Source organism: Bacillus sp. UNC438CL73TsuS30, assembly GCF_000482325.1.
Lineage (GTDB): Bacteria > Bacillota > Bacilli > Bacillales > Cytobacillaceae > Neobacillus.
Genome location: NZ_KI535295.1, coordinates 513,931 through 534,738 on the forward strand (window position 1 = coordinate 513,931; position 20,808 = coordinate 534,738).

Annotated in this window: 23 protein-coding genes and 1 other annotated feature; all 23 genes read left to right on the plus strand. The window is 38.6% G+C overall.

The genetic code is table 11. The annotated features are described in order from the left end of the window. Positions 1-163 precede the first annotated feature (163 nt). The 23 genes from murB (at position 164) to M028_RS0116410 (ending at position 20,679) form a co-directional block, all read left to right on the plus strand. Positions 164-1,072 carry a UDP-N-acetylmuramate dehydrogenase gene (gene murB, locus M028_RS0116300; protein WP_026574796.1) on the plus strand — a complete coding sequence of 303 codons (909 nt, stop codon included), beginning with the start codon at positions 164-166 and terminating at the stop codon, positions 1,070-1,072. Positions 1,073-1,302: 230 nt separating this feature from the next. Further along, positions 1,303-2,076 (plus strand): cell division protein FtsQ/DivIB, encoded by a 774-nt coding sequence (locus M028_RS0116305; protein WP_026574797.1) that lies wholly within the window; start codon positions 1,303-1,305, stop codon positions 2,074-2,076. After that, complete coding sequence (locus M028_RS0116310; protein ID WP_035424176.1) at positions 2,042-2,779, plus strand: DUF881 domain-containing protein; 738 nt, start codon at positions 2,042-2,044, stop codon at positions 2,777-2,779. The genes M028_RS0116305 and M028_RS0116310 overlap by 35 nt, the downstream gene beginning before the upstream one ends. A 52-nt stretch (positions 2,780-2,831) precedes the next feature. Further along, positions 2,832-3,572, plus strand: coding sequence for a DUF881 domain-containing protein (locus M028_RS0116315; RefSeq protein WP_026574799.1), 741 nt, complete (start codon positions 2,832-2,834; stop codon positions 3,570-3,572). Continuing rightward, positions 3,572-3,934: a small basic family protein gene (locus M028_RS0116320; protein ID WP_026574800.1), complete on the plus strand. Its 363-nt coding sequence runs from the start codon at positions 3,572-3,574 to the stop codon at positions 3,932-3,934. Before M028_RS0116315 ends, M028_RS0116320 begins: the two co-directional genes overlap by 1 nt. A gap of 122 nt (positions 3,935-4,056) precedes the next feature. Next, the gene (gene ftsA / locus M028_RS0116325; RefSeq protein ID WP_026574801.1) at positions 4,057-5,346 is read left to right on the plus strand and encodes a cell division protein FtsA; all 1,290 of its coding nucleotides are present in this window, start codon (positions 4,057-4,059) and stop codon (positions 5,344-5,346) included. Between the two features lie 40 nt (positions 5,347-5,386). Continuing rightward, entirely contained in the window at positions 5,387-6,520 is a 1,134-nt protein-coding gene (gene ftsZ / locus M028_RS0116330; protein ID WP_026574802.1) for a cell division protein FtsZ, read from the plus strand. A 240-nt stretch (positions 6,521-6,760) separates the two neighbouring features. Continuing rightward, the gene (spoIIGA, locus tag M028_RS0116335) at positions 6,761-7,684 is read left to right on the plus strand and encodes a sigma-E processing peptidase SpoIIGA (RefSeq protein ID WP_026574803.1); all 924 of its coding nucleotides are present in this window, start codon (positions 6,761-6,763) and stop codon (positions 7,682-7,684) included. A gap of 45 nt (positions 7,685-7,729) precedes the next feature. Continuing rightward, positions 7,730-8,449: an RNA polymerase sporulation sigma factor SigE gene (gene sigE, locus M028_RS0116340; RefSeq protein WP_026574804.1), complete on the plus strand. Its 720-nt coding sequence runs from the start codon at positions 7,730-7,732 to the stop codon at positions 8,447-8,449. Between the two features lie 169 nt (positions 8,450-8,618). Further along, a complete protein-coding gene (sigG, locus tag M028_RS0116345; RefSeq protein ID WP_026574805.1) occupies positions 8,619-9,398 on the plus strand; it encodes an RNA polymerase sporulation sigma factor SigG in 780 nt (259 codons plus the stop codon). A gap of 98 nt (positions 9,399-9,496) precedes the next feature. Continuing rightward, positions 9,497-9,760, plus strand: a complete 264-nt coding sequence (locus tag M028_RS0116350; RefSeq protein ID WP_026574806.1) for a YlmC/YmxH family sporulation protein — start codon at positions 9,497-9,499, stop codon at positions 9,758-9,760. Between the two features lie 75 nt (positions 9,761-9,835). Next, positions 9,836-10,654: a peptidoglycan editing factor PgeF gene (pgeF, locus tag M028_RS0116355; protein ID WP_026574807.1), complete on the plus strand. Its 819-nt coding sequence runs from the start codon at positions 9,836-9,838 to the stop codon at positions 10,652-10,654. A 7-nt stretch (positions 10,655-10,661) separates the two neighbouring features. Next, the gene (locus M028_RS0116360) at positions 10,662-11,339 is read left to right on the plus strand and encodes a YggS family pyridoxal phosphate-dependent enzyme (RefSeq protein ID WP_026574808.1); all 678 of its coding nucleotides are present in this window, start codon (positions 10,662-10,664) and stop codon (positions 11,337-11,339) included. 12 nt (positions 11,340-11,351) lie between these two features. After that, positions 11,352-11,786: a cell division protein SepF gene (locus M028_RS0116365; protein WP_026574809.1), complete on the plus strand. Its 435-nt coding sequence runs from the start codon at positions 11,352-11,354 to the stop codon at positions 11,784-11,786. Positions 11,787-11,792: 6 nt separating this feature from the next. After that, on the plus strand, positions 11,793-12,056 hold the full coding sequence (locus tag M028_RS0116370; protein WP_026574810.1) for a YggT family protein: 264 nt from the start codon (positions 11,793-11,795) through the stop codon (positions 12,054-12,056). Between the two features lie 33 nt (positions 12,057-12,089). Beyond that, positions 12,090-12,863 carry a YlmH family RNA-binding protein gene (locus M028_RS0116375; RefSeq protein ID WP_026574811.1) on the plus strand — a complete coding sequence of 258 codons (774 nt, stop codon included), beginning with the start codon at positions 12,090-12,092 and terminating at the stop codon, positions 12,861-12,863. Between the two features lie 84 nt (positions 12,864-12,947). Further along, a complete protein-coding gene (locus M028_RS0116380) occupies positions 12,948-13,463 on the plus strand; it encodes a DivIVA domain-containing protein (RefSeq protein WP_026574812.1) in 516 nt (171 codons plus the stop codon). Between the two features lie 50 nt (positions 13,464-13,513). After that, positions 13,514-13,751 (plus strand) — a binding site (T-box leader). A 75-nt stretch (positions 13,752-13,826) separates the two neighbouring features. Next, a complete protein-coding gene (ileS, locus tag M028_RS0116385; protein ID WP_026574813.1) occupies positions 13,827-16,598 on the plus strand; it encodes an isoleucine--tRNA ligase in 2,772 nt (923 codons plus the stop codon). A gap of 143 nt (positions 16,599-16,741) precedes the next feature. Continuing rightward, positions 16,742-17,035 carry a hypothetical protein gene (locus tag M028_RS0116390; protein ID WP_026574814.1) on the plus strand — a complete coding sequence of 98 codons (294 nt, stop codon included), beginning with the start codon at positions 16,742-16,744 and terminating at the stop codon, positions 17,033-17,035. Between the two features lie 76 nt (positions 17,036-17,111). Next, positions 17,112-17,603: a signal peptidase II gene (lspA, locus tag M028_RS0116395; RefSeq protein WP_026574815.1), complete on the plus strand. Its 492-nt coding sequence runs from the start codon at positions 17,112-17,114 to the stop codon at positions 17,601-17,603. After that, complete coding sequence (locus M028_RS0116400) at positions 17,575-18,486, plus strand: RluA family pseudouridine synthase (protein WP_026574816.1); 912 nt, start codon at positions 17,575-17,577, stop codon at positions 18,484-18,486. The genes lspA and M028_RS0116400 overlap by 29 nt, the downstream gene beginning before the upstream one ends. A gap of 155 nt (positions 18,487-18,641) precedes the next feature. Then, positions 18,642-19,187: a bifunctional pyr operon transcriptional regulator/uracil phosphoribosyltransferase PyrR gene (pyrR, locus tag M028_RS0116405; RefSeq protein ID WP_026574817.1), complete on the plus strand. Its 546-nt coding sequence runs from the start codon at positions 18,642-18,644 to the stop codon at positions 19,185-19,187. A 178-nt stretch (positions 19,188-19,365) separates the two neighbouring features. Continuing rightward, positions 19,366-20,679, plus strand: coding sequence for a solute carrier family 23 protein (locus tag M028_RS0116410; protein ID WP_026574818.1), 1,314 nt, complete (start codon positions 19,366-19,368; stop codon positions 20,677-20,679). Positions 20,680-20,808: the final 129 nt, after the last annotated feature.

The window sequence follows — 20,808 nt, forward strand, 5'->3', positions numbered from 1 at the left end:
TCAGCGCCGAGGAGGCTCCCCGGAACGCCCGCGGAAAGCGAGCGCCTTGAGCGTAAATGAGGTTACACAACTATAAAAAAACTTACAAACGAAAAACTAAGGTAGCCCAAATTCACTTTAAGCATAAATTGTATAAAAAGGTTTAGAAAGTCAGGGTGATTAAGTGGACGAAATAATTAAACAATTGAAGGAATTAAACATTGGAAAAGTGAAACAAAACGAGCTGCTGGCAAACCATACCACCATCAAAATAGGCGGCCCAGCCGATTTATTCATTGAACCTTCTTCAACTGAAAATTTAATAAAAGTAATGGAATTAGTCCGTAAGCATCAATTCCCATGGAGGGCAATCGGTCGTGGTTCCAATCTTTTAGTTTCTGATAAGGGAATTGAAGGTGTGGTAATTAAACTAGGTACCGGCTTAGATCAACTTACTGTTAAGGATTCTGAAATAAGAGTCGGCGGCGGCTATTCACTTGTAAGCTTAGCTACAAAAATTAGTAAAATGGGTTTAACGGGCCTTGAATTTGCGAGTGGAATTCCAGGTTCTGTCGGCGGGGCAGTATATATGAATGCAGGAGCACATGGATCGGACATTAGTAAAATATTATCGAAAGCCCTCATTCTTTTCGAAAATGGAACAATGGAATGGCTCTCAAACGAAGAAATGGAATTTACCTATCGAACTTCTGTATTACAACAGAAACGTCCGGGAATTGTGGTCGAGGCTGTCTTTCAACTTGAATCTGGAGAAAAAACAAGCATTGTTTCACAGATGCAAAAAAATAAGGATTACCGAAAAGAAACGCAGCCATGGAATTTTCCTTGCGCGGGAAGTATTTTTCGGAATCCTCTTCCAAACTATGCCGGAAAGTTAATCGAAGTAGCTGGATTAAAGGGGCATAGCATTGGCGGGGCCAAAATCTCAGAAATGCATGGCAATTTTATTGTCAATGCTGGAAATGCAACAGCTGGTGATGTCCTTGCTTTAATACAATATGTAAAGGACACGATTTATAGCTTATATGAAGTTAAAATGGAAACAGAAGTAGAAATCATTGGCCGAAAATAGAAAAAATGGTATTTTAAATACCAAAATTTATTGCGATTTTCTAACGTTAATTTTTCGTCCGAATGACAAATATTGTGATATAATTACTAATCATAAATAAAAAAACGGAAGAAAATGAATGACGGCATGATTATTCGTGCCGTTGTTTTCACTTTAAAAAGCAAATTGGAAATTTTTTAAGCTATTTTTGGGGACAAGCTTAATGTTGTTCTTTTGACGGGGGGAAAGGAATGGATAAAGGTAAAATTGTTGCTTTAGAGGACAGAATACCTAAGTTAAAAGAGCAAAGACGGCGAAAAGCAAACAGAAGGCTAATTCTTCTGCTTCTTCTGTTTTTTACATTCATTGCAGCTATTGCCTATATGCAATCACCATTAAGCCATGTTAAACGGATTGCTGTGATAGGAAATGATTTATATTCCAGTCAGGAAATTATCAAAAAAACTGGGGTCACGAAAAATACGAATATTTGGAAGGTTAAGAGCAAAGAGATTTCTCAAAAATTAAAGGAACTTTCAGAGGTTAAAAAGGCAGAAGTTAAGATTCAATGGCCCAACACTATTATGATTACCATCCAAGAGCATAAACGAATTGCCTACCTGAAAAAAGACGGCTCCTATTATCCTGTTATGGAAAATGGGGAAATACTTACGGAGAAATCGTTTAAAGAAATTCCGAGTAATTCTCCCATTCTGTTTGATTTTGAGGAAGGCGCTGTCTTAAATGAAATGGTTGATGGACTAAAAAGTCTTCCCGCTGAAATTGTAAATTCCATATCTGAGATTCACTATACTCCGAAAAAAACAGACAAATATCATATCTCCTTATTTATGAATGATGGTTTCGAAGTGAGTGCAACCTTAAGAAGCTTTTCAGAAAAAATGGTTCATTATCCTTCAATCGTCAGCCAATTAGACCCAAATAAAAAAGGTGTGATTGACTTAGAAGTAGGCTCTTATTTCAAGGCATATGATACAAAGACGGAGGAACAAAAAGGTGGGTAGGAGAAAGGTCAAGGGGAATCACGTAATCTTGTCCCTTGTGTGTTTGGTGCTTGGGTATCTGATTGCCTTTTCCTATCATTTAACTCAAAGAGAACACATGAGTGATACGAAGAGGCTTTCAGACCAACAATGGGAGAAAACCCTTGATTTAAGGAACCAGTTGAATGCACAAAAGGAAACAAACAGAAAACTTGAAAAAGAATTAGCGAAAAAGCAAAATATGGTTTTCGAAAATGAAAAGGACCTTTCGAAGGAAGCCCAGGTCTTTTATAACCTTGCAGAGGATGCGGAGAAATACCGGATGTTTTTAGGAAAGGTAAAGGTAAAGGGCAGAGGGGTCAAAGTGACTCTGGCGGATGGTGCCTATGATCCTAAAGTGGTCAATGTTAATAATTATTTAGTACATGAATTCCATGTATTTAAAGTTATAAATGAATTATATATTTCCGGTGCAGCGGCTATTGCCATCAATGGCCAAAGGCTGACAAGTCATTCCTACATTAATTGCAATGGTCCTGTCATTACTGTTGATGGTGTGCAGCATCCGGCACCATTTATAATAACGGCAATAGGAGACCCCGATGTTCTAACTGCTGCATTAAATCTTACCGGAGGGGTAAAGGATCAGCTTGTAAATGATAATATTGTTTTTAGCCTTGAACAAGAAAATGAAATAACTCTAAATCCTATTCTAGGGAATTAGGAGATGAAAACGATGTCCACATTTTAATATATTAAAAGGTTAGGTGAAAAAAGTGGACAAACCGAATAAAAACTTAAGCTTTACCTTGATTACCGCCATCATCGGTTTTATGATTGCGATTCAATTTCAAACGATTAAAAAACCGGTTGATCGTGATACACGGGATATATGGGAGATTCGTGAAGCCTTGTTAAAGGAAAAGGAATTGCAGTCGACTCTTTTAAGTGAAATTCGTTCAAATGAGGAAAAATTGACCGCATATGAGTCGAAACGGAAGAAGGGTAAGGAGCAGGCGCTGAAAGATACATTAAATGAGTTAAAGATTGAAGCCGGGTTAACAAAGGTAACAGGCCCTGGAATTATCTTGAAAATCGAACCCGCGCTTGAGGAAATTGAATTAGGGGCATCTGTAACCCAGGAAGTTTCTCCGGATCTTTTAGAAAGATTGCTAAATGAATTAAATATGTATGAAGCCAAATATGTCTCAATTGATGGACAAAGAGTGATTAATACTACCGTTATTCGTGATATTAATGCCCAAACGAAAATTGATGGACATACCATTAAAAGCCTGCCAATAGAGGTAAAGGTGGTCGCAGACAGTATCGATACTGCAGAAAAATTGTATAATCGAATGAAGGTTTCAAAGTCTATTGAAGAGTTTTACATTGAAAATTTACGATTAACTGTATCTTCACCCAAAACAAAAGTGACGGTTCCCTCCTATGAAAATCCAATTCGTATTCGTTATATGGAGCCGGTTAAAGGAAATGAAGGAGGAGGCAATAAGTAATGTGGCTTCCCATACTTGGATTAATCATTGGGGCGGTTCTCGGGTTGTTTACTGATATTCGAATTCCCGAAGAATATTCAAATTATTTATCGATTGCTGTGCTGGCTGCACTGGACACTTTGTTTGGGGGAATTCGAGCAAATCTGCAAAATATTTACGATGAAAAAGTATTTGTATCAGGCTTCTTTTTTAATATCATCCTTGCAGCAAGTTTAGCTTTTCTAGGTGTCCATCTTGGTGTAGACTTGTATTTAGCGGCAGTGTTTGCATTTGGAGTCAGATTGTTTCAAAATATTGCTGTCATTCGACGAATTTTAATAGCAAAATGGTCATCTAGCAAAGAAAAATTAGAAAAAAATTGATGGATTTTAAAGGGAATCATTTAGTTGTGACGAATAATTTTATAAGATATGTATAGGAAACTTTTTTTGAACAAAATAAAATTGTTGTTCGACTGAAGGAATGCTAAAGGAGGTGCCAAAGAATGAACAGCAATGAAATATATGTTAGTCTTGACATCGGTACATCCAGTGTAAAAGTTATCATTGGTGAAATGGTCAATGACTCATTAAATATAATTGGTGTTGGTAATGTAAAATCGGAAGGTTTACGTAAAGGATCAATTGTAGATATAGACGAAACCGTTCATTCAATAAAGAGAGCGATAGAGCAGGCAGAAAGAATGATTGGAATGGAAATTAGACAAGTCATTGTCGGAATAACGGGGAATCATGTCATGTTGCAGCCATGTCATGGCGTTGTAGCCGTTTCCAGTCCGAATCGGGAAATTACCAATGATGATGTACTAAGGGTGATTGACGCGGCCCAAGTCGTTTCCATTCCGCCTGAAAGAGAAATTATCGGGGTAGTCTCCAAACAATTTATCGTTGATGGACTTGATGAAATCAATGATCCGCGCGGTATGATTGGGGTTCGTTTAGAAATGGAAGGGACCATCATAACAGGGTCTAAAACCATTTTGCACAATACACTCAGATGTGTTGAGAAGGCAGGTTTAGAGATTCTTGACATAACCCTTCAGCCGCTTGCTGCGGGTTCATTTGCCTTATCAAAGGATGAAAAAAATCTTGGGGTGGCCTTGATTGATCTTGGCGGCGGTTCTACCACCCTGGCAGTTTTTGAACAGGGTTATTTAAAATCAACCAGTGTCTTGCCGGTTGGTGGAGATCATATTACAAATGATCTTTCAAAGGTTTTATGCACCTCTACGGAGGATGCCGAAAAAATAAAGATTAAACATGGACATGCTTTCTATGATGAAGCTTCAGAGGATGAAGTATTCAGTGTTCCGATAATCGGAAGCGATCAGCATCAACAATTCAACCAACTTGAAATTTCTGACATAATCGAAGCAAGATTAGAAGAAATCTTTGACTTGATTTTACATGAAATGAAACGAAAAGGCTTTAATGATTTGCCTGGAGGGTATGTGTTGACCGGCGGAATCGCAAATATGCAAGGAGTGCTGGAGCTTGCCCAGGTGATATTGCAAAATAGAGTTCGCATAGCTATACCTGATTATATTGGAGTAAGAGAGCCTCAATATACAACAGCGGTTGGTCTAATCAAATATGCTTACAAGAATGCTAGATTACCAGGGGGTACTGTTGCTGCACCATCGCCAGTTTCGGAACCGATCGAAAAGAAAGTCCCAAAACAACAACAACAACAGCCAAAAGCAAAGGTAGAAAAGCAACCAGAAGAAAAGATGTCATCAAAAGTTAAAAAAATCCTTGGTTACTTTTTCGAATAAGCATACGAAAAGGAAAATCGACGAATTAGGAGGATTTGTCATGTTAGAGTTCGATACCAATTTAGATTCTCTTGCGACAATAAAAGTAATCGGTGTTGGCGGAGGCGGAAATAACGCAGTCAACCGAATGATTGAACATGGGGTACAAGGCGTTGAATTTATTGCTGTAAATACAGATGCACAGGCCTTAAATCTTTCAAAGGCAGAAGTAAAAATGCAGATTGGCGGTAAATTGACCAGAGGTCTTGGGGCTGGGGCTAATCCTGAAGTAGGAAAAAAAGCTGCTGAAGAAAGTAAAGAACAATTAGAAGAAGCTTTACGCGGGGCGGATATGGTATTTGTAACCGCAGGCATGGGCGGCGGAACAGGTACCGGAGCGGCGCCTGTTATTGCACAAATTGCTCGTGAGCTTGGGGCATTAACAGTGGGTGTTGTTACACGTCCATTTACCTTTGAAGGAAAAAAACGTTCTACACAGGCATCCGGGGGAATTGCTTCGATGAAGGAAGCGGTAGATACCCTAATTGTCATTCCAAACGACCGGCTTTTAGAAATTGTTGATAAAAGCACACCTATGCTTGAAGCATTCCGTGAGGCTGATAATGTACTTCGTCAAGGTGTTCAGGGTATTTCTGACTTAATAGCGGTTCCAGGATTGATTAACCTGGATTTTGCGGACGTAAAAACGATTATGTCGAATAAAGGCTCAGCATTAATGGGCATCGGTATTGCAGCTGGTGAAAATCGTGCTGCTGAAGCTGCAAAGAAAGCGATTAGTTCTCCTTTACTTGAAACATCCATTGATGGGGCGCAAGGTGTATTGATGAACATTACCGGCGGTTCAAACTTGAGCTTGTACGAAGTGCAAGAGGCAGCTGATATTGTTGCAACAGCATCTGACCAAGAAGTAAACATGATTTTCGGATCTGTTATTAATGATAATTTAAAAGATGAGATTATCGTAACTGTCATTGCTACCGGATTTAATGAGGAAGTCATGCAGCCGAAAGTGGCTCGCCCTTCATTTGGACAGGTTAAACCGCCAATTGGAAACGTTAAAAGAGAACCAAAGCGTGAAGAAGTACCACAAGAACCGGTACGCAATACAAATAATTCTCAAGAAGAAGCTTTAGATATTCCAACCTTCTTAAGAAATCGGAATCGTAGAAGATAGAATTTTTTAAAAGAAAAGGCACGGTCCTGCATAGGGACCGTGCCTTTTCTTTTTATATGACTGGAAAAATACGACAAAATCTCTGACATATAGTGAAAATTTCTGCTTTTTTGTTTACAGAAAGTGACACACTTCAGCGCTCTATGTGAGTTATACTTTTTCCTAAACAAGATAAAAAACAGAATAATAGAAATATAAAGAGGTTTAGTTTTTGGGGGAATCAATGAAGGGGGAAGCTATTTGATTGTATATTTAGATGTAATCTGGGCTCTAAACCTTTTATTTGATACTCTGCTCCTATATTTAACAGCGATTTTTTTAAAGAGAAAGATTCGTTTATGGAGGTTGTTATCTGGTGGATTTATCGGTTCCTTGATCATTTTATTATCGTTTACACCTATACATGCCTTTTCAAACCATCCGATTACAAAACTTCTCTTTTCGGTATTAATGATTCTTGCCACGTTTGGATATAAGCGACTGGTCTTTTTTATTAAAGCATTAATGACATTATATGTTTCTACGTTTTTGATTGGTGGTGCACTGATCGGGGCGCATTATTTTCTACAAACAGAGTCCATCCTGCTTGCTGGACTAAAGGGATTTGGGGATCCGATCAGCTGGCTGTTTGTCTTTATTGGGTTTCCGATTGCTTGGCATTTTTCAAAGAAGAATGTGGAAGGGATGGAAATGACGAAGATTCAGTTTGATCAAATTGTTAGTGTCAGCCTTACGATCAATTCTGAGACCTATGCATTCAAAGGATTGGTGGATAGTGGAAATCAAGCGTATGATCCTTTAACAAGGCTTCCCGTTATGTTTATCTCGATTAAAAACCAGATGGAAGTCATGTCAGAACCAATCAAGCGGATGGCAGCGAATACTGAGACTTTAATAATGGGAGAGGAAGAATTACCTTCAGAATGGCAAAACAAGCTTCGAATCATTCCTTTTCGTGTGGTTGGACAAGAGCATCAACTGATTATGGCAGTAAAACCTGACTCTATATTAATTGAGAAAAACGGTGATTGCTTCCTTTGTGAAAAGGGTCTTGTGTCGTTTACTATGCAAGAGCTTTCTCCCGATGATGCTTTCCAATGCATCGTCCATCCAAAAATGCTTACTGGACCTAGACAGCCCGGGAATACAGAGAAGGTAAGTTAATATTACTATACTCAGAAAAACATATTTTTAGAAGGAGGAACTTGCATGAAAAAATGGAGATTACGCTTTTCCTATTACTGGTATAAACTACTAATCAAATTGGGATTTAAAACGGACGAAGTTTATTATATTGGCGGAAGCGAGGCATTGCCCCCTCCATTAAGTAAAGATGAAGAAGAACTGCTTTTAAAAAAATTACCTGGCGGGGATAAAGCAGCACGATCCATTTTGATTGAACGAAATCTCAGACTTGTAGTCTATATTGCCAGAAAGTTTGAAAATACAGGAATTAATATTGAAGATTTAATCAGTATTGGTACCATCGGTTTAATTAAAGCAGTCAATACGTTTAACCCGGAAAAGAAAATTAAGCTTGCTACATATGCCTCGAGATGTATTGAGAATGAAATTCTGATGTACTTAAGAAGAAATAATAAAATTAGATCAGAGGTTTCCTTTGATGAACCATTAAACATTGATTGGGATGGAAATGAATTATTGCTTTCAGATGTACTTGGAACAGATGATGATATTATTACAAAGGATTTGGAAGCAAATGTGGATCGTAAGCTTTTAACGAAAGCCCTCCATCAATTAACAGATCGCGAAAAGCAAATCATGGAACTTCGCTTTGGTCTTACAAATGGAGAAGAAAAAACGCAAAAAGATGTTGCAGATATGTTGGGAATTTCCCAATCCTATATTTCGAGACTTGAAAAAAGAATAATCAAGAGATTAAGAAAAGAGTTCAATAAAATGGTTTAGTTTTGGAAAAAAAGAAAATTTTTCTAAGCAAAAAAGCTAATAATTTCGGGATGTAAGCACGATTTTCGATCGATTAGGGTCAATCAGCTGACAAGTAAAAGTGCATATTTTTCCTGCCCAAGGAGATACTGTTTTTTGTACAGCAGCTCCTGTGAGGAGGGAAAAAGGATTGACTCGAAATAAGGTTGAAATTTGCGGTGTGGACACATCAAAACTTCCAGTATTAAAAAACGAAGAAATGAGATTACTCTTCAAGCAAATGCAAGAGGGCGACCTAACTGCCCGTGAAAAGCTCGTCAACGGAAATTTACGACTCGTGTTAAGTGTGATTCAACGATTTAACAATCGTGGAGAGTTTGTTGATGACCTGTTTCAGGTGGGCTGTATTGGACTAATGAAATCAATTGATAACTTTGATTTAAGTCAAAATGTAAAGTTTTCCACCTATGCCGTACCAATGATTATAGGAGAGATTCGTCGGTATTTACGTGACAATAATCCGATTCGTGTTTCCAGATCTCTGAGAGATATTGCTTATAAGGCCCTGCAAGTTAGAGAAAGGCTAATGAGTGAGACGTCCAGGGAGCCAACTGCCGAAGAAATAGCAAAGGTTTTAGAGGTTCCCCATGAAGAAATCGTCTTTGCACTTGATGCGATTCAAGACCCAGTTTCTCTCTTCGAACCAATTTATAATGATGGCGGCGACCCGATTTATGTATTGGATCAATTAAGCGATGAACGAAATAAAGATATCCACTGGATTGAAGAGATTGCCTTAAAAGAAGGTATGCGCAGGTTAAACGACCGCGAAAAATTAATCTTAAGAAAAAGGTTCTTCCAAGGTAAAACGCAAATGGAGGTAGCCGACGAAATTGGAATTTCTCAAGCCCAAGTTTCTCGTCTAGAGAAAGCCGCAATCCGACAAATGAATAAAAACATCCAAAATTAAGCTGTCCAATATGGGCAGCTTTATTTATGTAATTCAAAATAAATTCCATCTTTTTATCATATATTTTCTATAGTATAGAAAAATGGGAGTGAATAAGGATGGTTAAAATTTCTGATTTTCAAATAAAAGACGTTGTCAATGTCTCAGATGGAAAAAGGCTAGGGAATATCGGGGATATTGAAATTAATTTATCAACGGGAAGAATTGAAGCCGTCGTCATAAGCGGAAGCGGCAGGGTCCTCGGCTTTTTTGGAAAGGATCAAGATATTGTGATTCCATGGAAGAATATTATCAAAATTGGCCAAGATGTAATATTGGTCCGTTATAAAGGCTTTGAAGAAAAAATCTCTGATGAAGCCTAATATCACCAAGGAATCCTTGCGGTGACCAATCTTGCTATTCATGGTAAACTATAGAAAAAGAAGAGGTTAGATATCATGGATTCATTTGTTAAAGGAAATCAATCATTTTTTACAATACAAAGCTGGATGGAGAAATTCCCCGGTTTAGTTGCCGGCATTACGACCAAAAATGGCGGGGACTCAATAGGGGAATATGAACAGCTAAACATGGGGTTTCACGTCGGTGACAATCCAGTTCACGTATGCTCCAATAGAGAGAAGGTTGCTGACCTGCTCCAATTCCCTCTGAAACAATGGGTTGGTGCTGAACAAACACATGATATTATGATTCAAAAGATCACAAAGGCAGACCGAGGAAAAGGTTCTGATGCTTATGAGCATTCGTTTAAAGGGACGGATGGTTTTTATACAATTGAAGAGGGCATTTTATTAACTCTCTGCTTTGCAGATTGCGTCCCTCTTTTTTTTATTGCACCGGAGAAACATTTGATTGGAGCCGCCCATGCTGGCTGGAAAGGAACGGTCAATGAAATAGCCGCCTCTATGATTATCAAGTTTAAAGCGGAAGGAATTAGTCCTGACCAAATTTTTGTGGCAATTGGACCGTCTATTTGTGAAAAATGTTATATTGTAGATGACCGTGTTATTGATTTTGTAGAAAAAGCACTAGAAGATGTCGAAAAAAAGCCATATAATTTAGTAAATGATGGTCAATATTCATTAGATTTGCGTGAGCTTAACAGGCAAATTTTGATAAAGGCAGGTATACCTGATCAAAATATTCTCGTGACCGGTTATTGCTCCAGTTGCGATGAAGGGGAATTTTTTTCCCATCGGCGCGATAAGGGACGGTCAGGAAGAATGATGAGTTTTATTGGGTGGAAGGAGAGCTAAAACGATTATGAAAGTGGCAGCAAAGCTTGAACATATTAATGAGCAAATAGTAGGGGCATGTCGAACAGTAAATCGAAAGCCCGACGAAATAAAGGTCATTGCCGTTACGAAATATGTGAGTACAGAAAGAGCGGTGGAAGCCGTTGAAGCTGGTATCTTAAATCTTGGAGAAAACCGTGATGAAGGTCTTCTCAAGAAATGGGAAGTGTTAGGGGACAAGCCTAACTGGCACTTCATTGGAACTTTGCAAACAAGAAAAGTAAAAAATATCATCGATAAAGTTGAATATATCCATTCATTGGACCGATTTTCTCTGGCAGAAGAAATCAATAAGCGTGCAGTGAAACCAGTAAAATGTCTCGTTCAGGTGAATATTTCCGAAGAGGAATCCAAACATGGCTTAACACCTGAAGAAGCAATTGAATTTATTAAACAGCTTCAGCCATTGGAAAACATTCGGGTTGAGGGCTTGATGACAATGGCACCTTTTACCGATGATGAGAATATGCTTCGCAATAGTTTTCGTGGGTTAAGAAAGTTGCGGGACCAAATCATGGAACTTCAACTAGATTATGCGCCTTGTACAGAGCTTTCGATGGGAATGTCCAATGATTTTGCAATTGCAATTGAAGAGGGTGCAACAATGGTAAGAATAGGAACAGCACTAGTCGGCGAAGATGGTTAGGAGTGGATGATGATGAGCATAAAGTCAAAATTAAAAACGTTTTTCTTTTTAGATGAGGAATTTGATGAAAATGAGGACTTTGTAGAAGAAGTCCAGCCTGTCAGACAGCCCAAACCAGCTGCAAAACCTCAAAATGTTGTAAGCTTGCAAAGTGTACAAAAGTCTTCAAAGGTTGTACTCGTCGAACCGCGCACTTATTCTCAGGCGACTGAGATTGCTGATCATTTAAAAAATCGCCGTGCCGTTGTCGTTAACTTGCAGCGTATTGATCAGGAACAGGGAAGGCAAATTGTAGATTTTTTAAGCGGTGCAGTATATACCATCAGCGGAGAAATTCAAAAAATTGGCGAAAAGATTTTTTTGTGTACACCTGATAATGTAGAAGTGTCCGGTAATATTACAGAAGCATTGGTAAAGGAAAGTGAATTTCAGGATACGAGGTGGTAAACGGAAATGGATTTAATTTTTAATCTATTAATTCAGTTAATTGGAATTTATCGTTGGATTCTAATCATTTATATTTTAATGTCTTGGTTCCCAAATATGAGCAGCTCGCAAATTGGTTCTTTTCTTAATCGAATTTGTGAACCGTTCCTAGAGCCATTTAGACGGATTATTCCTCCAATCGGCATGATGGATCTATCCCCATTGGCCGCATTTTTCGTTCTCTATTATGCTCCGGTAGGACTAAGAGCATTGCAAAGTTGGATTGGCTAATTTCGGTTTTACAGCTTTAGTTAGGAGACGGTTATGAATATTTATCAGCATTTTCGGCCTGAAGAGCGGGAATTTCTCGATCAGGTATTACATTGGAAGGATTATGTGGAATCCTCTTATTCTCCTAAGCTGACGGATTTCCTTGATCCAAGGGAACAGCATATTTTAAAGGTCCTGATTGGTGAAAATAGTTCAATTCAATACCGCCTTTTTGGCGGTAATTTAGGCGTTGAAAGAAAAAGAGCGCTAATTATTCCTGATTATTTTTCAGAGACCTTTGATGATTTCCAAATTGCATTATTTGAAATTGAATATCCCTCCAAATTTTTGACGATCGAACATCCAAAGGTGTTAGGAACACTAATGTCATTGGGCTTGAAGCGGGGGAAATTCGGAGATATTCTGTTTGAGGAAGAAAGAGTTCAATTTTTTGCTTCAAAGGAAGTTAGTGATTATATTAAAATGAATCTGCAATCCATTGGGCGGGCCACCGTACGATTAAAAGAAATAGAACTTGATCAGGCAATTTCTGTACACAATGAATGGGTAGAAAGCGAAATGACAGTTTCATCCTTGCGTTTGGATACGGTTGTGTCTGGAATTCATCATCTTTCTAGGCAAAAATCGCAGCTTCTGATTCAGCAAGGCTTAGTTAAGGTTAACTGGACGCTAACCGAAAGCCGTTCCTTTGAATGTGGAGAAGGCGATTTAATCTCTGTCCGCGGACACGGCAGGGTGAAAATTTTGTCAATTGATGGAAAAACAAAGAAAGAAAAATGGCGAATACAAGTTGGGAAACAAAAATAATTTATATTTCAGCAGGAAAATCGAAAATCTTGTCGAATTAATAATGTCATACATACAGACGCATACATTGATGGAGGTGGCATCATGCCCTTAACGCCGTTAGACATACACAATAAAGAATTTAATAAAGGTTTTCGAGGCTACGATGAGGATGAAGTAAACGAATTTCTTGATCAAGTAATAAAGGATTATGAATTAGTTTTACGCGAGAAAAAAGAATTGGAAGAGCGTTTAATTGAAATGAATGAACGCTTGAGCCATTTTGTAAATATTGAAGAAACATTAAATAAATCAATTGTTATTGCTCAAGAAGCGGGTGAAGAGGTAAAACGAAGTGCGCAAAAGGAAGCTAAGCTGATAATTAAAGAGGCTGAGAAAAATGCAGATCGGATTGTGAACGAATCCCTATCTAAAGCACGAAAAATTGCGATGGAAATTGAGGATTTGAAAAAGCAGTCAAAAGTCTTCCGCACAAGATTTAAGATGCTAATTGAAGCCCAGCTCGATATGTTGAACACAGATGATTGGGATCATTTATTGGAATACGAAATTGATGCAACCGAACTAAAAGTTCACGAAGAAGAAGATTCATTAGCTTGACGAATCTTTAGATAATAGCATATAATTTTCTAACAGATTAAATAGTATGGACAATGACGATGAAAGGGAAAGTACAATTTTTCGGATGCTTTTTCTAGCGAGCCGGGGAGGGTGAAAGCCCGGTAAAGTTGAAAAGTTGGAAGATCACCCTTGAGTCCCAGGCTGAAAATCTTTATAAGGTTAGTAGGCTTTGGCGTATGATTCACGTTACGAATGGTTAAGCGGATGGGTACAAAAGTACTTGTCTATCAGGGTGGTACCGCGGGAAAAAACCTTCTCGTCCCTATTTTGGGATGAGAGGGTTTTTTTATTGTAAAAATGGTCTATTCTGTTCAATAGAAATGTTTATTGGAGGAAGAAAAAATGGATTATAAAGATACGTTATTAATGCCAAAGACTGAATTTCCAATGAGGGGCAATCTTCCGCAAAGGGAGCCAGATATCCAGGCAAAATGGGAAGAAATCGATATTTATGCAAAAGTACAGGAGCGGACAAAAGGACGTCCAATGTTTGTCCTACATGATGGACCTCCATATGCAAATGGCGATATCCATATGGGGCATGCGCTGAACAAAATTTTAAAGGATTTTATCGTTCGCTATAAATCATCGAGCGGTTTCCAAGCTCCATATGTACCGGGCTGGGACACACATGGTCTGCCAATTGAACAGGCATTAACCAATAAAGGTGTAAAGCGGAAAGAAATGACCGTTGCAGAATTCAGAAAACTTTGTACTGAATATGCCTTACAACAAATTGATAACCAACGCACTCAATTCAAACGTTTAGGTGTTCGCGGTGATTGGGAAAACCCTTATATCACTCTGAAACCGGAGTATGAAGCACAGCAAATTAAAGTATTCGGGGAAATGGCGAAAAAAGGCTATATTTATAAAGGCCTTAAGCCTGTTTATTGGTCACCATCGAGTGAGTCAGCTCTTGCTGAGGCAGAGATTGAATACCAAGATAAACGTTCAGCGTCCATTTATGTTGGTTTTAAAGTGAAAGATGGAAAAGGTGTTCTTGATGCCGATACCCAAATTGTCATCTGGACAACAACTCCTTGGACGATTCCTGCAAACTTGGGAATCTCTGTTCACCCTGATTTAACGTATGTAGTTGTAACAGCAAATGGAAATAAATACTTAGTCGCCGAAGCTCTTTTAGAAGCTGTAACAAAGGAAATTGGCTGGGAAGAAACTGTTGTTGTGCAGAAACTTAAAGGTACTGAATTAGAAAATATCATTGCTGCGCATCCGCTATACGGCCGGGATTCATTAGTTATGTTAGGGGAGCATGTCACAACAGATGCTGGTACTGGCTGTGTCCATACTGCTCCAGGCCATGGGGAAGATGACTTCTATGTTGGTCAAAAATATGGTTTAGAAGTACTTTGTCCAGTGGATGATAAAGGGCATATGACGAATGAAGCACCAGGTTTCGAAGGATTATTTTACGATCAAGCGAATAAACCGATTGCAGAAGCCCTAGAAAAAGAAGGAGCACTGTTAAAGCTTTCATTTATTACACACTCTTATCCACATGATTGGAGAACCAAAAAACCGGTCATTTTCCGAGCTACTGCCCAATGGTTTGCTTCAATTAAAGATTTCCGAAACGAGCTCCTTGAAGCGGTTAAGGAAACCAAATGGGTTCCTGCATGGGGAGAAACTCGTCTATTTAATATGGTACGTGACCGTGGTGATTGGTGTATATCCCGCCAGCGTGTCTGGGGTGTACCAATCCCAGTATTCTACGCAGAAAATGGCGAAGAAATCATCACGGATGAAACGATTAATCATGTATCAGAATTATTCCGCCAGTTTGGTTCAAATGTTTGGTTTGAACGTGAAGCGAAAGAGTTGCTTCCTGAAGGATTTACCCATCCGGGCAGCCCGAATGGCACATTTACAAAAGAAACAGATATCATGGACGTTTGGTTTGACTCCGGATCTTCCCATCAGGCTGTCTTACTAGAGAGAGAAGATTTAGTCCGCCCGGCAGACCTTTATCTTGAGGGTTCTGACCAATATCGCGGATGGTTTAACTCATCACTTTCTACAGCTGTTGCCGTTACAGGAAAAGCTCCATATAAAGGAGTTCTAAGCCATGGTTTTGCACTTGATGGTGAAGGCCGAAAAATGAGCAAATCATTAGGAAATACAGTACTTCCATCGAAGGTTATGAACCAGCTTGGTGCTGATATTTTACGCTTATGGGTAGCTTCTGTTGATTATCAAGCCGATGTCCGTGTATCCGATGCCATTTTGAAACAAGTTGCCGAAGTGTATCGGAAAATCCGAAACACGTTCCGTTTCTTGTTAGGAAACTTAGCAGATTTTAACCCAGCTTCTGATAAGGTTGCTTTTGAAAACTTACGAGAAGTGGATCAATTTATGCTTGTTAAATTAAATAAGCTAATTAAAAATGTCCGAAATGCATATGAAAATTATGAGTTTTCCGGTATTTATCACGCAGTAAATAATTTCTGTACACTTGACTTGAGCGCATTCTATTTGGATTTTGCAAAAGATGTCTTATATATTGAGGCAAAAGATAATCATGAACGCCGTGCCATCCAAACAGTTTTGTATGACTCATTGGTTGCTTTAACTAAATTGGTTTCACCAATACTTTCTCATACAGCGGATGAGGTTTGGAAGTTTATTCCTGATGTTGAGGAAGAGAGTGTACAATTGACAGATTTTCCTGAATACGTCGATTATACAAATGCAAAAGATTTAGAGGAAAAATGGTCATCATTTATGAAACTCAGGGATGATGTCTTAAAAGCGCTAGAAGAAGCTAGAAATGAAAAAGTAATTGGAAAATCGTTAACAGCAAAAGTTACCCTATATGTAAATGAGCAAACAAAAGTTCTTTTAGATTCGATTCAAGAAAACTTGCAGCAGTTATTTATTGTCTCTGGTTTTGAAGTTGCAGGCACTATGGAGAATGCACCTGAAAATGCTCTTAAACTTGATAATGCAGCGATTGTTGTCACCAAAGCGGAAGGTGAGACATGTGAGCGCTGCTGGGTTGTCTCAACAGAGGTCGGCCAGGATTCAGAGCATAAAACACTTTGTCCGCGCTGTGCAGAAGTAGTAAAAGAAAATTATACACATTTAGCTTAAATTAAAAGCCCTGTGCTAGCACAGGGCTTTTAAAATTTTCCACCTCCGTTAATTGTTGTTTTTGATGTCAAATGTTTATCCGTGTCAGCTTTGGTCTGACGGTGGATAATAATGAAACAATAATGAAAGCGGAGGTAACAACTATGAATGCAATGCAGGAAAAGCTGTTTTTGGAACTCCGTCAAACAAAGGAAGAAATTGAACATTCATTAAAACATAAGAGTAAGCGGGAGTGGATTACCTCTATATTGGAGGAAGAACTTGCTGATATTGATTCTGCTATGGAAAAAATGAAAAGGGGCCAATATGGTCAATGTGAAATTTCTGGTGAATTACTACCGGACGATTTATTACAGTTAATCCCCACATTAAAGTCAACAAAGGATTCAGAGTATTTGATTAGATTTTATAAAAAACCGATAAATTCCTCTTTTTAATCCATCACATTGTCGTTTTGCTATTCATTATGCTAAAATGCTAAGGAAGTAATGTTAAATGTGGAGGTATTTCTTAGTGTTTTATTACTTAATTGCGATTTTTGTTATTGTATTGGATCAAATTACGAAGTGGCTTATTGTAAGTAAAATGCATTTTGGCGAAAGCATCACCATTATAGAAAATTTTCTTTATATTACCTCCCATAGAAATCGAGGAGCTGCATGGGGAATTTTACAAGGACAAATGTGGCTATTTTACGTCATCACCTTGGTGGTCATTATTGCTTTAATTTACTATTTACAAAAAGCAGCAAAAGGTAAATGGCTGCTTGGAGTTTCCCTTTCTTTTATGCTAGGAGGAGCTATTGGAAATTTTATTGACCGGGTGATTCGTAAAGAAGTAGTCGATTTTATTCATACGTTTATTTTTGGCTATAATTTTCCAGTATTTAATATTGCAGATTCAGCATTAGTAATCGGCGTAATTTTATTAATGATTTCGATGCTGCGTGATGAGAGAGAATCAAAGGAGAAATCATATGGAGAAAATGGAACACACCATTCTTGAAGAACAAAAGGGCGACCGCATTGATAAAGTAATTTCTGCGCTTGATGAAGAATGGTCAAGAACACAGGTCCAACAATGGATTAAGGATGGAAATGCCCTCGTTAATGGACAAGTGGTGAAAACAAATTATAAATGTGCGGTAAATGATCTTATCGAAATTACAATTCCAGATCCAGAACCACTAGATGTGATTCCAGAGGAAATGGACTTAGATATTTATTATGAGGATACCGATGTGTTGGTTGTAAATAAGCCGCGAGGAATGGTCGTTCATCCTGCGCCGGGTCATTTAACTGGAACGCTTGTAAATGGCCTAATGGCACATTGCAAGGATTTATCCGGTATAAATGGAGTATTACGTCCTGGAATTGTTCATCGAATTGATAAAGACACCTCAGGTCTTTTAATGGTTGCGAAAAACGATATGGCGCATGAAAGCTTAGTAAATCAGTTAGTTGAAAAATCAGTAACCCGTAAATATATGGCAATTGTGCATGGGGTTATCCCACATGATTTTGGTACAATTGACGCACCGCTGGGAAGGGATCCAAAGGACCGTCAAAGCATGACTGTGGTGGATGATGGCAAACATGCGGTGACCCATTTCCATGTGCTGGAGCGTTATAACCATTTTACCTTGGTAGAATGTCAATTAGAGACAGGGAGAACCCATCAAATTCGTGTCCATATGAAATACATTGGCTATCCACTTGCGGGAGATCCAAAGTATGGACCGAAAAAAACACTTGAAATTGACGGACAGGCATTGCATGCAGGGGTACTGGGTTTTGTTCATCCGCGAACTCAGGAATATCTCGAATTTGAAGCACCGATTCCTTTCGATTTTGAAAGTCTGTTAGAGCATTTACGAAATAATCGTTGACACGGGAATAAAAAGTATTGTAAGATAACAACAGTTGAATATGACCTTTAAATCAGTCCTGTGAGGCTGAGAAGGTAACGGTTTATGTCTTTAGGTGGATTTTGCCTAATTTCAGAATTGTCAACCTCTCGCCAAGCACAGCGGGAGGTTTTTTTATGAATAATCAAAAGGCACTTGTTCTTGATGAGCAGGCGATTTCGAGAGCTTTAACACGGATTGCTCATCAAATTATTGAAAAAAATAAAGGTATTGAAGAATGTGTTCTTGTTGGGATTCGAACTCGGGGAATTTATATCGCAGATCGCCTGGCAAAAAAGATTGAAGAGATTGAAGGTAAACCTATTCCTGTAGGAGAACTGGATATTACCTTATATCGAGATGATTTGACGAAGAAAACGGATAATCAAGAACCACTTGTAAAAGGCTCTGATATTCCTGCGGAAATTACTGATAAAAAAGTTATTCTTGTAGATGATGTATTATATACAGGACGAACGGTAAGAGCAGGGCTAGATGCCATTATGGACTTGGGCCGCCCCTCTGTAATCCAGTTAGCCGTATTAGTTGACCGTGGACATCGGGAACTTCCGATTAGAGCCGACTATGTAGGAAAAAACATTCCGACATCAAGTGTGGAAAAAATCGTGGTTGAATTAGCAGAAATTGACCAAGTTGATCAAGTAAGTATTTATGACAAATAAATAGCACCCTTTTAATAGCAGTCCCGTGAGGCTGACAAAGGGGAAAAACCGGGTATTTACTCAATATTCGGTAATTCTATCCTCTTTGTACCATCCCGGGCGAAGAGGTTTTTTTATGAAAAAAAAAACCATGCTAATAAATAAAGAAAAACCCCTTATCAAAACTGGAGGAGAAAAAATGTCAAGCTCACCAATTTTAGACGTAAAAGATGTTCCAAAGCCGGGACAATGGCTAACTTTAAGTCTACAGCACTTATTCGCAATGTTCGGTTCTACCATTCTTGTTCCGTATTTGGTTGGATTAAGTCCAGCGATTGCGTTAATATCGAGCGGACTTGGAACCTTGGCGTTTTTAATCATTACACAATTTAAAGTTCCTGCTTACCTTGGTTCTTCCTTTGCGTTTATTGCTCCGATTATTGCAGCAAAAACGGCTGGTGGTCCAGGCGCCGCAATGGTCGGCACTTTCTTGGCAGGGCTCATATACGGAATTGTTGCGCTTATCATTAGCAGGGCAGGTTATCGTTGGATCATGAAACTACTCCCGCCGGTCGTTGTTGGTCCTGTGATCATTGTAATTGGTTTAGCCATTTCCGGAACGGCTGTTGGAATGGCGATGAATAACCCGGTGACACAAAAATATAGTTTGCTTCATTTCTCAGTGGCACTTGTGACACTTGCAGCAACCATCATCTTTTCGATCTACTTAAGAGGCATGTTGAGTATCATCCCAATATTAGGCGGCATCGTTATTGGTTATATATATGCATTAATTGTAGGGATTGTCGACTTCAGTCCAGTATTAAAAGCACATTGGTTTGAAGTTCCAGATTTTATCTTCCCGTTTATCAGCTATAAAGTTAAATTCACTTTGGATTTAGTCCTGCTGATGGTTCCGGTTGCCGTAGTTACCTTATCGGAACACATTGGCCATCAGCTGGTCTTGAGTAAAGTAGTTGGACATGACTATATTAAAGATCCTGGTTTACACCGATCAATCCTTGGTGATGGAACAGCGACACTCATTTCGTCACTTATTGGAGGACCGCCAAAAACCACATATGGTGAAAATATTGGAGTTCTTGCGATTACCCGTATCTACAGCGTGTATATCATTGCTGGTGCAGCAATTTTCGCCATCATCTTTGGTTTTGTTGGTAAAATTTCAGCATTGATCAGCACCATTCCGACACCAGTTATGGGCGGTGTTTCAATCCTTCTATTCGGAATCATTGCCTCTTCAGGATTAAGGATGTTAGTTGACAGTAAAATTGATTTTGGAGACAAAAGAAACCTAGTTATTTCATCTGTTATCCTTGTCATTGGTATCGGTGGGGCATTCATTAAAGTTTCTGATTCATTCCAAATTCAAGGAATGGCCTTAGCGGCAATATTCGGTGTATTACTTAACCTTATTCTTCCTGGAAGACCTCCGGTGAATGAAAATATGTTTGAAGAAGATGAAGTAGAAAATAAGAAAAAAACAGCATAATTGAAAAATCCTTTTAAATGAAGTCCAGAGAGGCTTATAAGGGTGTAGTACAAAAACGACAGGTTACTGTTTGATAGCCTTGTCTTTAGTACAGAGTTTTTACACCCTGACAGTAGAAAGTCAGGGTGT

Bases quoted from the DNA above. Each gene is read 5' to 3' on its own strand.
- M028_RS0116365 (WP_026574809.1), top strand. From the start codon at position 11,352: ATGAGCATAAAGTCAAAATTAAAAACGTTTTTCTTTTTAGATGAGGAA.
- M028_RS0116400 (WP_026574816.1), top strand. From the start codon at position 17,575: ATGGAGAAAATGGAACACACCATTCTTGAAGAACAAAAGGGCGACCGC.
- M028_RS0116380 (WP_026574812.1), top strand. From the start codon at position 12,948: ATGCCCTTAACGCCGTTAGACATACACAATAAAGAATTTAATAAAGGT.
- M028_RS0116310 (WP_035424176.1), top strand. From the start codon at position 2,042: ATGATACAAAGACGGAGGAACAAAAAGGTGGGTAGGAGAAAGGTCAAG.
- M028_RS0116305 (WP_026574797.1), top strand. From the start codon at position 1,303: ATGGATAAAGGTAAAATTGTTGCTTTAGAGGACAGAATACCTAAGTTA.
- ftsZ (WP_026574802.1), top strand. From the start codon at position 5,387: ATGTTAGAGTTCGATACCAATTTAGATTCTCTTGCGACAATAAAAGTA.
- M028_RS0116350 (WP_026574806.1), top strand. From the start codon at position 9,497: ATGGTTAAAATTTCTGATTTTCAAATAAAAGACGTTGTCAATGTCTCA.
- M028_RS0116410 (WP_026574818.1), top strand. From the start codon at position 19,366: ATGTCAAGCTCACCAATTTTAGACGTAAAAGATGTTCCAAAGCCGGGA.
- M028_RS0116390 (WP_026574814.1), top strand. From the start codon at position 16,742: ATGAATGCAATGCAGGAAAAGCTGTTTTTGGAACTCCGTCAAACAAAG.
- M028_RS0116320 (WP_026574800.1), top strand. From the start codon at position 3,572: ATGTGGCTTCCCATACTTGGATTAATCATTGGGGCGGTTCTCGGGTTG.
- sigE (WP_026574804.1), top strand. From the start codon at position 7,730: ATGAAAAAATGGAGATTACGCTTTTCCTATTACTGGTATAAACTACTA.
- pgeF (WP_026574807.1), top strand. From the start codon at position 9,836: ATGGATTCATTTGTTAAAGGAAATCAATCATTTTTTACAATACAAAGC.
- M028_RS0116360 (WP_026574808.1), top strand. From the start codon at position 10,662: ATGAAAGTGGCAGCAAAGCTTGAACATATTAATGAGCAAATAGTAGGG.
- M028_RS0116375 (WP_026574811.1), top strand. From the start codon at position 12,090: ATGAATATTTATCAGCATTTTCGGCCTGAAGAGCGGGAATTTCTCGAT.
- ileS (WP_026574813.1), top strand. From the start codon at position 13,827: ATGGATTATAAAGATACGTTATTAATGCCAAAGACTGAATTTCCAATG.
- ftsA (WP_026574801.1), top strand. From the start codon at position 4,057: ATGAACAGCAATGAAATATATGTTAGTCTTGACATCGGTACATCCAGT.
- pyrR (WP_026574817.1), top strand. From the start codon at position 18,642: ATGAATAATCAAAAGGCACTTGTTCTTGATGAGCAGGCGATTTCGAGA.
- M028_RS0116370 (WP_026574810.1), top strand. From the start codon at position 11,793: ATGGATTTAATTTTTAATCTATTAATTCAGTTAATTGGAATTTATCGT.